The sequence below is a fragment of the Lachnoclostridium phytofermentans ISDg genome (genome assembly GCF_000018685.1).
Taxonomy (GTDB): Bacteria; Bacillota; Clostridia; order Lachnospirales; family Lachnospiraceae; genus Lachnoclostridium; species Lachnoclostridium phytofermentans.
Window position 1 is genome coordinate 4166428 of the sequence record NC_010001.1, and the last position, 11073, is coordinate 4177500.

Below are 11073 nucleotides of genomic sequence, written 5' to 3' on the forward strand. Positions count from 1 at the left end.
TTCCATATTTATACTCTCTAAATCAACATAATTAAATCAAGGAGATATGGCATGTTATTGTCAAATTCTTTAATTTTTTATTACATTTCATTACTGCCAAAAACAGTCCTAGGAGTATGAATTTATGAAGTCTAATAGGAGTTAAGACTATAAGTTATGCTAGGAAAAGGATTGCAAACTCCACCAGTTGTTTAAACTTTTAAATTCTGCCAGTAGTTAAAGCTATTAGTTCTCCAGCAGATAAGATTATAGGTTCTACCAACAAATTGTCATAATCGAATGCGCCTCTAAATGGATATCTGCTACCTTATTTCCCTCACAGATTTGTAATACCTTATCTTCTTCGGTCCGATTCATCAATACTAAAACCTTACTGTTATCTGGATTTAGAAATCCTACCGCTTCCACTTTATCGGTACAGCGAGATACCACGAACCTTTTCGCACCTTCTGTTACAAAACGACTTAAATGTCCCAAATAATAATAGGATAACTTAAAATCAAGCTCATCCGTTTCCTTATCATACATAACAGGAGCATCACAAAAGTTACCTACATGATTTGGTCCTCCATCAACATTTAATACAAGGTTCCAGTCAATATAGGCATTCATACCAGAATTAAGGTTACCGATGATATCATGAAGATACATTTCCGCATTCTTCACTTGACTATTTGTCTTAAATCTGGAATATTCTACACACCCTTCTGTAAAGATAAGCTCTTTTTCAGGATATTTTTCCTTCACGGTCTGCAAAGCTTCAAAATGATCCCCGGAATACCAGTGAAATGCAATCGCAGCGACACTTTCTCTTGCCATTGGTACAGCAAATGTTTCCTCTGTTCTTTCTATGATACAGTCTTTGTTATGGTCCCAGATTGCTATTTTTACATGAGGATACCCATTTGCATCTAGTGTTTTCCTCAGATATTCCGCTGCAAATACTCCCTCTTCTTCCCCTGTATAAAGGCAGGAGTCCCATGTTTGTGTAGCTTTTGGTTCATTCTGCACTGATAAGTATTGTACGTTAATCCCTAGCTTTTCGTATTCTTTAAGATAACGCACTATCATATCAGCCCACATCTGATAATATTCTTTTTTTAGTACACCACCATGATTCATCTCACCATTGCTTTTCATAAATCCTGGCGGACTCCATGGACTTGCTACTAAGATAAGCGATGGATTTAGAGTAAGCGCATCTTTGATAAATGGGATTAAGTATTGATGATCACGTTTTAAGTCAAAGGTTTTTAGCTCTTTATCTTCAGGATCCTCCACATAGGCATAATTACCAAGGGAAAAATCGCAGCTTTGGATATGTGTTCTACAAAAGTTATACTTGTGTCCATCCTTAGAAAAATATGCATCCAACACCTTCTTTTTTGAAGTCTCACTCATGGAAGCTACGGTTACCGCCGCTGCTTCGGTAAATGCACCACCAAAGCCGTAGATTGTCTGCCTTGTTTCCTTAGGATATAGTTTGATTAGGTTCATCTCTGCACGAGGATTCTCAACAAAGGAAACTTCGCTTTTTTGATATCTCATGGTTTCATTACTTTTATAAATTAACGCTTTCATCCTATTATTCCATCCTTTTCTTTTTGAATAAGAAAGAGCATCTTATTTATGAGTTCTGATATTCTTTCCAATACTATGGTCTCTTCGATATTCATATGGTGTAATTCCGGTTTCTTTTTTAAATACTTTGGAAAAATATTTTTCATCCTTAAACCCAACTTTATATGCAATCTCATATGTTTTAAAATAATTTTGTTCCAAATAACTGCAAGCATGTTTGATACGGATTTTATTTAAGTACTCAACAAAGCCACAATTCATATTTTGAGTAAATAACGTTGACAAATATCCAGCTGTAATTCCTACTTTATTAGACACCTCGATCAAGGTCAGATTCTTATGATAATACTCTTCCATATACTCTATTGCACTACTTACGATATAGTGAATTCCTGTACCCTCTTCGCATTCCACATCTTCCTTAGTTCCCAGCTGTTCCTGTACCAGCTTATTTATCGCCTCCAGGATTTCAGAAGAACGACACGGTTTTAGAAGATAATCTTTTGCGCCATAACGCAGAGCTTTCCTTGCATATTCAAAATCATCATAACCACTTAGGATAATTGTCTTTGGCACAAGAGAAAGTTTCTGTGCTTCTTGTAATACCTCGAGGCCTGTTTTTAGCGGCATCTGAACATCAAGAAGCATCATATCCGGCTGATATTGCAGAATAATATCAAGCGCTTGCTGTCCATTTTCCGCAAGATAGATTTGTGAAAATCTGTCGGTATGTAACTTTATGTATTTTGCAATCCCATTCCGGATTGTGTCTTCGTCATCTGCAATCAGAAGTTTCATTGACATATCCTTAAATCTCCTTCTTTTCAAATGGAATACGAATAGTTACAGTGGTTCCTTTTCCTCTCTCACTCTCAATGGTAAGCATAAAATTGTCTTGATACTTTAGCTCTAATCTCTCTTTTACATTCTTGATTGCATACCGGCCAACCCTTTGATTTGCATAGCGTTTAAAGTCTTCTACATTCCAGATTGCCTCGATTTGTTCTTTTGTCATCCCTGCGCCATTGTCTTCAATGCAAAATAAGATTTGATTATCCGAAAGACTTCCCGTAACTAATAAAAGGCATTCGGTACCAACATTTTCGAATCCATGTACGATAGCATTTTCAACAAATGGCTGCAAAATAAGTTTAGGAATTACAGCCTCCAATACCTCTTCCTCTATCGCTATTTTATAGTCTAATCTTTTAGAAAATCTCATTTTCTGAATATGTAAATATCTCGTTAAAAGCTCTTTCTCCTGTGCCACCGTTGTTACGCCCTTTCCTTCTGAAAGAACCATACGGAATAACTGTGATAATGCAAGGATATCCTCTGAAATTTCTTCATTTCCTGCATCTAATGCGCGCCAATATAGGGAATCCAGTGTATTATATAAAAAATGAGGATTAATCTGTGCCTGTAGTGCTCGAAGTTCACTTTCTTTCTCCGCCAGTGCCATAACATAGTTATTATTAATCAGTTCTTTGATTTCTACAACCATCTGATTAAAACATTCTGTTACTTCTCCCACTTCATCATACGCGGTTACCTCCACCTGCTGATTGAAATCTCCTAACTTAAACTGCTCCATCGCTCTGCACAATCTGCCAAGAGGCTTTGATACAATTGCAGATATAAACATTAGTACAGGGAATAACCCAATCAATACAGCAATTAATAAGGTAATAGGAGCTGATGTAATGGTATACATAGGTCCCTTTTCATTACTCTTTGGTACCATCTTGCATACCAATACTCCATTTTCCTTGTTCTGACTGCAAAAAACATTATAGTCACCAAGAGTTAACTGACTCTCTCTCTGTCGATGATCTTTTTGTATGTAGTTCTCACCTTGAATGTATCTAACTATTTCTCCATCTACTTTTCCGTACCTCGTCAGCTCTATACCTTCAGCGCTAAATACAACGATACCTTCATTCTGCTGCTGGATAGCATTTACACAAAGATCGGTATATTTTTCAGCAGCAATACCTATAACCAGATACCCAAGCGGAGTCTTTTTCGCCAAATCATACATTCCTCGATACATTACAATTTTGTCGGTACGATTTGCCTGATATGTACTTTTATCTGTTCTTGAAACCCTCTGCCAGTATACAGTGCCTTTACCTTTCAATGACTTTTGATAGATTTCGATATTTCTAACTTCTTCTATGCTAGGCAGATAAGAGGTAGCGTCAATACATCTTAAATAAGGTCTGACACCATTTTCCGGATAGATTGCGATTGTTTTAATATAGCCCTTTAATGCAATCATGTCCTGTATAATTTTCATTGGAGCACGATTTAACCACAGTCTAGAATCTTTATTCAGCTCTGAGGGATTCTCTGATTTCAATATCTTAGTAATATCATTATTAATGCAGATATACAAAGACAAATCCGTTACCTCTGTTTCAATAACGTCCAAACTATTTACTAAGCTTCTGACGCTGTTTAAGTTTTCTTCATGTTGTTTTTGTATCATTTTCTTATAATTATTTAAGAACAATATTATACTAATAATCAAAAGAACAGGCGTTACTACAAAATAGCTGTATAGAATTATCTTTTTCTTTAAACTAAGATGCTTCATCCACTCATGGGCTCTTCTCATAGTAATACTCCTCTTTTCTTAGGCTATTACAATCACCATATTCTCCTATTATTATAAGAAAGAATCCTGTTTATTTCAAGTTCTATCCTTTCACTGCCCCAAGTGCCACTCCTTTTGTTATATGTTTATTAAGTAACACATAAACGATGACCGCTGGTGCTGCTGTAAGTGCCATAACTGCAAATTGTACCGCATAATTCGAAGAATATTGCCCCGTAAACTCTAATATAGAAAATGGTAGTGTCTTCCACTTTGGCGTACTTAAATAAGTACTTGCCATCATAAATTCATTCCAATTATTTAAAAAAGTCATGATTGCTACTGTTGCTATGGATGGTTTTAACATTGGAGTAATTATACGAAAAACAATTCGATAAATACCGCAGCCATCCATCACTGCTGCTTCTTCTAGCTCAACCGGTATAGATTCAATAAAACCGCTCATTAAAAATAATCCCTGTGGAAGAGAAAATGCGACATATGGTATCAACAAGGCCCATATCGTATCTGTCAAACCGATTACATGATATATTTTATAGTTTGGTAGTAAGGTTGCATGGATTGGTATCATCATTCCGAGCAACAAAACTATCTTGACAAATCCACTTAGTTTCCAGAACATTTTCCTACAGGCAAAAGCTGCCATAATTGAGATGATGAGAACAAGTATTACAGCAAACCCATTAATTAAAGCACTATTTTTTAAGTACAGTAGAAAATGCCCATCCACAAATGCTTTATAATAATTACCCAACTGAATCTTTTTGGGGATTATAAGTAGTCCACTCGTAAACATTTCATTACTACTAGCGATAGAAAAGTTCACAAGCCATATTAGCGGAAATATTTGTATTACCGCAACACAGATTAAGATAAACCACAATAGATATCTCCCAAATCTACTTTTCTTTTTTCCTACCTCGTCCATAAACAATTCACCCCTTACTTAATTGCCTATCAGAAAAAATACGATTCAGTGACACTGTTACTACAAGGCAAATAACGATGTACACAACACCAATTGCATTTCCGTAACCATACTTAAATGCTTTAAATGCCTGTTGATACAAATAATTTGCAGCGAATTGTGTACTGTTTCCTGGTCCGCCGCCTGTCAGCAAATATACTGTTTCCATCTGTTTTAATGCCGATATAATGGCCATGGTAACATTAACTTGTATGACTGGCTTCATTAAAGGCAAGGTAATACGAAAAAAGACTGCTTTTTTATCTGCACCATCGATTACCGCAGCTTCATAAAGCACCGGATCAATATTTTTTATTCCTGTATAATAAATTAGCATTCCCCACCCAAAACCATGCCATATTAGTACTATTAATACAGACCATATCGCATATTTAGGGCTAAACCAATTGATTTTTTCATGCTGACCAAATAGTTTCAATATATTATTTAGTAACCCAAAGTCTGGATTATAAATAAATTTCCAAAGGTATGCTATCACAGCAACCGAAATAACGTTTGGTATAAAATAAATACATCGAAATACCCCTTCTGCTTTTCCTTGTAGCTTATCAAGAACAGCAGCAACTATAATAGCAAGTGGATGCTGAATACATATAAATCCAATTGCTAAGAACAAAGAGTTGCGAAGAGAAGTCCAAAACACTTTATCTTTGATTAAGTTCTTATAGTTGCTAAGTCCAATATAATCAAACTTTCCCATTCCCGAATAGTTCGTAAATCCATAAAATATACTTAGGCAGATTGGAGCAAGGATTGCAAAAATAAATACTAATAATCCTGGTAAAACCAAACTTAGAATTACAAGCTTATTACTATATAATTTCTTCATCTTGTTCCTCCTTCCTGCGCTTACTTTCTGCGCTTAATAGTTTGTGATAAGGAATGCAGGAGCAAAATTGTTGAAATAACAATTTCTTACCTGCTTCTCTTCCAATAAAAAATATTTCTGAATATTAGAAAGGGGCTATTGCAATATCACTAGACAACGGCCCCTCCAATTACTTATTGATGCAAGTGAGGCAGTTCACTGACTCATCTTGTGTTTTACTTACATGCTTCTCCTAGCGCTTTGTAGAACTCATCTACTGATTTTGTTCCATTGGATAAACTCTGAATTTCACTCTCTATTGCTGTTTTAAAAGCAGAGGTACCGCAATCATTAAATGGTGTTCCGGATACACTTGTTGCATTCTTAACGATATCTGTAAACTGTTTTTGAAGAATGGTTTCATTGCCAGTCATATAAGCCGACTGATCCTGTGCTGACATACCAACCCCATTTTCCCATCCATACTTAGATAATTTATCCTGCTGATACATGAAGTTTAAGAATTTAATTGCCTCATCCTTCACTTCTGAATTTGCAGAAACTGCATATCCGCCACCATTCCATGCAGCAATATCTGTTTGCTTTCCTTTTCCGTTTGCTAAAGCTGGCATCGTAAATACTCTGACATTTGACCGTACATCTTCACTAATATCCTTATTTAAAGCCATGGAAGCTTCCCAACTTCCCATATAAAACATTGCGGATTGTCCATTGGTAAATAAATTCATCGCAGTACCATAATCTTGAGAATCGTAACCTGTCTGGAACATTCCTACTTCTGCAGATTTTCTTAATAACTCAGCTGCTTCTTTAAATACAGGATCTGAAAAATCTCCGCTGCGAATCCCTTTCGATATCAGTTCGCTACAGTTCCCATTGATTCTAACTAAAAGATCTGTTAAATAAATCGCCATTGGCCATCCATCGCCGCCGTCCATTGCAACCGGAATCATACCGGCATCTTTTATCTGTTTTGCTAGATCTAAGAATTCTTCAAATGTATTTGGAACCTTCCAACCGTTATCATTAAATATTTTCTCGTTATAATAAAATGCCATAACGTCTGTATTTCTTGGTAGACCGTATAACTTTCCATCCTTCTTAAATCCTTCTAGAGAACCTGATACAAAACCATAGTTTGCATAATCACTCTCTTTAAGTTCTGCTAAAACTCCAGCTTCCAAAACTTCATCTAAGAAAGATGGCTGTCCCCAGATACTCACAACATCTGGCATACCATTCATTGCGTACGCTCTGAACTTCGTTTTATACGCTTCTTCATCCAATGCTTCAACTTCAATTGTTACATTAGGATTCTTATTTGTGTATTCGTCAATTATCATCTGTTCTATTAAGCCTTGACCATTCTTTCTATCCGGAAGATTAGAGAATAGTTTTAACGTTATTTTATCAGAACTTGAGTTCGGTGATTGTGTAGGCCCTTTCGTAGCTTCCGCTTTGTTATTCTCTTTCGTAGCATTATCTGTTTTCGCACTCTTGTCACTGCATCCTGCAAGTAATGAGATTACTAAAGTAATCGCCATGAGTATCGTAAGAACACGTTTCTTCATATAATACCTCCCACTTTTTGTGCATATTTATTTGATAACGTAATTATAACATTGATTTTTTGTACAAAACAGATAATAATTTATTAAAATGGTGCATTATTTTCGAATCATTAAAAAGCTTATATTATCTTATTCAAAGTATGATGACACTTTTTCATGCTAAGTTCTGAAAGTATAACTGCTTCTTGTATTTCGTTATAAACAAATTAAAAGATCATGAATTATTTCTAATAAGATCCCAAGCATAGTCCATCGGATTAAGGTAAAAACGCCCTATTTTGTTACTTTCCATCTCTTTTTTACATAATTTAGAGCAAATATTTATATATTCATCAACCATTGGCTCTGTGAAAACAGCTATATCCCCTTTATTATAAGGCAAAAAATCATTTTCCATATCTTCTAGGTATCTGTTCAATTCAAACGGATAAATATTATTGATCTTTTCATTTTCGAAATCTTCTTGCTTCTGAACACAATTTTTGATTTGATATTTGGTAATAAGATATGTATTTAGCAACCTGTAATCATTATGCAAGACTTCTACATCTTGTGAACAAAAAACCTTATAGCCATAATCATAATACAAGAATTTTCTATATATAGCATCTTGTATTAAGTGTAAATAGTATCCTAAATATAAATCGTCTGTTTTAATTTCATCTTCAAATTGATTCCTAAATGAAACAAAATCAATCAATTTCTTTTTACCATCACAAACAGTTACTTTAAAATGGCTATCTCCATGACTCGCTAAATCATGTGTAATAGCATCCGGTAATATTTGTCCTATACTAAACCTTGCAATATTGCTTATCATACCAGAATTAATAATCTCATTGGCAATTGTTAAATGCATTGTTCTTGATGCCATTTATCTCCTCCTAATAATGCAAGTTTAAAAAAATATTATTTATTTTCCGCTTTAAAGTCCTTTTATAATTTAGTATACTATATTGTTTTACATTTTTCTTTAGTTATTACTCAATATATCAATAAAAATTTCATCAAGAATAATTTATCATATTTTCTAGATGACTTGTAATGATTCTGAGATAATTAATAAAAGAAATGCCTAATATATATATTAAATATATGCATATTGCTTTTATTATTTTGCACCCTTTGAAGAATAAAAAAGAGCTGTTATCCACAGCTCACTCAAAAAAAGAAACTGTTATCCACAGTTCCTTCTGATTTATCCATAGTAATGTTATTCTAAAATAAAAAATAGCAAAAAACAAGAGATTTTCTCATTTTTCACTATTAAAACTTCTATTTTCTTTAATTACTTCACATTGAATTTTTTAAACAAACCTTTTTAGGTTAAGCCCTCGACCTATTAGTAACAATCAGCTACATGTGTTACCACACTTCCACCTTTGTCCTATCAACCTTATCGTCTTTAAGGGGTCTTACTAGCTTGTGCTATGGGATATCTTATCTTGAGGGGGGCTTCACGCTTAGATGCCTTCAGCGTTTATCCCGTCCCGACTTGGCTACTCGGCCATGCTCTTGGTAGAACAACCGATACACCAGAGGTCAGTCCATCCCGGTCCTCTCGTACTAAGGACAGCTCCTCTCAAATATCCTACGCCTACGCCGGATAGGGACCGAACTGTCTCACGACGTTCTGAACCCAGCTCGCGTACCGCTTTAATGGGCGAACAGCCCAACCCTTGGGACCTACTACAGCCCCAGGATGCGATGAGCCGACATCGAGGTGCCAAACCACTCCGTCGATGTGAACTCTTGGGAGTGATAAGCCTGTTATCCCCAGGGTAGCTTTTATCCGTTGAGCGATGGCAATCCCACTTTATACCACCGGATCACTAAGTCCTACTTTCGTACCTGCTCCACCCGTCGGTGTCACAGTCAAGCTCTCTTATGCCTTTGCACTCTACGAATGGTTTCCAACCATTCTGAGAGAACCTTTGAGCGCCTCCGATACCCTTTCGGAGGCGACCGCCCCAGTCAAACTCCCCGCCTGACATTGTCCCCTAGCCGGGTCACGGCTACAGGTTAGAAATCCAGTACTACAAGGGTGGTATCCCAACAGCGACTCTGTAAGAACTGGCGTTCCTACTTCTTAGTCTCCCACCTATCCTGTACATGCAGCACCGAATCCCAGTATCAAGCTGAAGTAAAGCTCCATGGGGTCTTTCCGTCCTGGCGCAGGTAACCAGCATCTTCACTGGTATTTCAATTTCACCGGGTGCATTGTCGAGACAGTGCCCAAATCATTACGCCTTTCGTGCGGGTCGGAACTTACCCGACAAGGAATTTCGCTACCTTAGGACCGTTATAGTTACGGCCGCCGTTTACTGGGGCTTAAGTTCAAAGCTTCGACTTGCGTCTAACCTCTCCCCTTAACCTTCCAGCACCGGGCAGGCGTCAGCCCATATACCTCACCTTTCGGTTTTGCATAGACCTGTGTTTTTGCTAAACAGTTGCTTGGGCCAATTCTCTGCGGCCTGGTTGCCCAGGCACCCCTTCTCCCGAAGTTACGGGGTCATTTTGCCGAGTTCCTTAACAATGCTTCTCCCGTCGGCCTTAGGATTCTCTCCTCATCCACCTGTGTCGGTTTACGGTACGGGCATATAGCAAACAATAGCGGCTTTTCTCGACAGCATAGGTTCAGAAACTTCGTTACTTAAAGTTCACTCCGCATCACACTTCACCATCACGAAACGGATTTGCCTATTTCGCTTGACTTTGTGCTTGCGCCGGTTTTTCCATTCCCGGCTTTTCCTACCTTTCTGTGTCCCCACAGTTCTGTTACTATATGGTACAGGAATATCAACCTGTTGTCCATCGACTACGACTCTCGTCCTCGCCTTAGGCCCCGACTTACCCAGAGCAGATCAGCTTTACTCTGGAAACCTTGGATATTCAGCCTAGAAGATTCTCACTTCTATCTCGCTACTCATTCCGGCATTCTCTCTTCTTAACACTCCACTGCTCCTTACGGTACAGCTTCTTCGCAGTTAAGAATGCTCCTCTACCAATCATACATTGTATGATTCCACAGCTTCGGTGGTGTGTTTTAGCCCCGGACATTTTCGGCGCAGGATCTCTCGACTAGTGAGCTATTACGCACTCTTTGAATGTATGGCTGCTTCTAAGCCAACATCCTAGTTGTCTCTGAAATCCCACATCCTTTTCCACTTAACACACACTTTGGGACCTTAGCTGGTGGTCTGGGCTCTTTCCCTTTTGACTACCCAACTTATCTCGTGTAGTCTGACTCCCGATCATCATCTATACGGCATTCGGAGTTTGATAACCTTCGGTAAGCTTTGACGCCCCCTAGGGTATTCAGTGCTCTACCTCCGTTAGACTAAATCGAGGCTAGCCCTAAAGCTATTTCGAGGAGAACCAGCTATCTCCGGGTTCGATTGGAATTTCTCCCCTATCCACAGTTCATCACCACCCTTTTCAACGGATGTGTGTTCGGTCCTCCACCACCTTTTACGGCAGCTTC

Annotated in this window: 7 protein-coding genes and 1 rRNA gene (1 of these 8 only partly in view); all 8 read right to left on the reverse strand. The window is 37.5% G+C overall.

Annotation, left to right across the window (positions count from 1 at the left end; all coding sequences use genetic code 11):
- Positions 1 to 255 precede the first annotated feature (255 nt).
- Positions 256 to 1581 (reverse strand): glycoside hydrolase family 30 protein, encoded by a 1326-nt coding sequence (locus CPHY_RS17640; protein WP_012201406.1) that lies wholly within the window; start codon positions 1579 to 1581, stop codon positions 256 to 258.
- Between the two features lie 42 nt (positions 1582 to 1623).
- Positions 1624 to 2385, reverse strand: coding sequence for a response regulator transcription factor (locus tag CPHY_RS17645; RefSeq protein ID WP_012201407.1), 762 nt, complete (start codon positions 2383 to 2385; stop codon positions 1624 to 1626).
- 4 nt (positions 2386 to 2389) lie between these two features.
- Positions 2390 to 4201 carry a sensor histidine kinase gene (locus tag CPHY_RS17650; RefSeq protein ID WP_012201408.1) on the reverse strand — a complete coding sequence of 604 codons (1812 nt, stop codon included), beginning with the start codon at positions 4199 to 4201 and terminating at the stop codon, positions 2390 to 2392.
- Between the two features lie 82 nt (positions 4202 to 4283).
- Entirely contained in the window at positions 4284 to 5129 is an 846-nt protein-coding gene (locus CPHY_RS17655; RefSeq protein ID WP_012201409.1) for a carbohydrate ABC transporter permease, read from the reverse strand.
- Between the two features lie 7 nt (positions 5130 to 5136).
- Positions 5137 to 6018: a carbohydrate ABC transporter permease gene (locus CPHY_RS17660; RefSeq protein WP_012201410.1), complete on the reverse strand. Its 882-nt coding sequence runs from the start codon at positions 6016 to 6018 to the stop codon at positions 5137 to 5139.
- A gap of 215 nt (positions 6019 to 6233) precedes the next feature.
- On the reverse strand, positions 6234 to 7589 hold the full coding sequence (locus tag CPHY_RS17665) for an ABC transporter substrate-binding protein (RefSeq protein ID WP_012201411.1): 1356 nt from the start codon (positions 7587 to 7589) through the stop codon (positions 6234 to 6236).
- Positions 7590 to 7803: 214 nt separating this feature from the next.
- The gene (locus CPHY_RS21015) at positions 7804 to 8463 is read right to left on the reverse strand and encodes a hypothetical protein (RefSeq protein ID WP_012201412.1); all 660 of its coding nucleotides are present in this window, start codon (positions 8461 to 8463) and stop codon (positions 7804 to 7806) included.
- 448 nt (positions 8464 to 8911) lie between these two features.
- Positions 8912 to 11073 (reverse strand): 23S ribosomal RNA (locus CPHY_RS17675) (it continues 754 nt past the right edge of the window).